Source organism: Acinetobacter sp. USHLN143, from assembly GCF_037145695.1.
Classification (GTDB): Bacteria; Pseudomonadota; Gammaproteobacteria; order Pseudomonadales; family Moraxellaceae; genus Acinetobacter; species Acinetobacter fasciculus.
The window spans coordinates 1-1,421 of record NZ_JBBCWZ010000161.1; the positions used below are offsets into that span (position 1 = coordinate 1).

Genomic DNA, 1,421 nt, shown 5'->3' on the forward strand with positions numbered 1-1,421 from the left:
CCCAAAGAATGATTTCGCCCTGAAAATGCCGACCATGGAAAGGATTCATATGCTGCACCTTTAGCTAAAACAGTCTTCAGCTTACCATTCGTGGTTATTTGCAACAGTGCCCGATACTCTTACTTCAAAGCCAAAATTTTTCGGGCACCATTAAGTACGAATAAAGAAACCAGTATGCCAATGATTAAGTCTGGATAAGCTGATCCCGTCCACGCCACGAGTACACCGGCAAATATAACGCCCATATTTACGACAACGTCATTCGCCGAGAAAATCCAACTGGCTTTCATATGTGCGCCATCTTCTCGATGACCAGAAATAAGATATAAGCATGTCACGTTAGCTATAAGTGCGAGCAGGCCAATAACAATCATGAGCGTTGATTCTGGCTCGCTTCCAAACATGAATCGTCTAATGACATCAACAATCACGATAACAGCAAGTAATAACTGAATCCAACCTGCGAAATGGGCTGCTTTTATTTGATATTTCGCAGCTTTTCCGACGGCATATAGCGCAATACCATAAACGGCTGCATCGGCAAACATATCTAGAGAATCAGCAATCAATCCTGTAGACGCAGCAATAATACCGCTGATGAATTCTATAAAGAAAAGTAGAGCATTAATACCTAATAACAGTTTAAGTACTTTAGCTTGTCTCACAGGATCAGGTTCATTAGGTATATCGCCTGAAGAAAGCTGTGTTTCATCAAGTTTCGCCCCAAAACCCAGTCCTTCGAGTTTAGCCGTAATTTGCTGAATCCCTTCATTATGGAAGACTTTCAGTTTTCGATTGGGAAGATCAAAAGTAAGACCTTTAACTGCTTCAATATCTGCAAGAGCCATACGGACCATTTGCTCTTCAGCAGAGCAATCCATTTTAGGAATGGTGTAGGTACTTGTTTGCTTAGCCTGTTGATTGCTTATATAAGTTTCAGTCTTCACAAGCTTTGCACCAAAACCCAAAGCTTCAAGTTTGGTGGTTATATTTTCATCTTTTTGATTATGTAGAACCTTTAAAGAACGGTTAGGTAAATCAAAGATGAGTTTTTGAACACCATCAATTGAAGATAGCGCCATACGAACCATCTGTTCTTCCGCAGAACAATCCATTTTGGGAACTAAGTATTCACTCATGTAGTGCGAATCTTTTAAAACGTCTTCAGTGCTTAAATTTTCTTTGGGATCAGAACCATAACAGGATTGAGCGGTATCTTCACAACTGTTTGAAGTGTTACAGCAAGGAGATGAAGATTTTTTTTCTTCCTCTTCACCACAACAGCTAAGCGTATTATCACAATTCTTTGAATTGTTTGCTTCTGCAATTGATGGATGATTTTCTTGTTGAGATTTCTTATCTTCGCATGGTGTTTCTTTACTACATCCACAACCACTCATAATTATACCCATTAAAAAAAT

At 39.3% G+C, this 1,421-nt stretch carries 1 protein-coding gene; it reads right to left on the bottom strand.

Translation table 11 applies throughout. The annotated features are described in order from the left end of the window. Nucleotides 1–119: 119 nt before the first annotated feature. Entirely contained in the window at nt 120–1,400 is a 1,281-nt protein-coding gene (locus WFH18_RS17395; protein ID WP_004668302.1) for a cation transporter, read from the bottom strand. Nucleotides 1,401–1,421 lie beyond the last annotated feature (21 nt).

Excerpts from the sequence above, each read along its gene's own strand:
- WFH18_RS17395 (WP_004668302.1), bottom strand. The coding sequence starts at position 1,400 with ATGAGTGGTTGTGGATGTAGTAAAGAAACACCATGCGAAGATAAGAAA.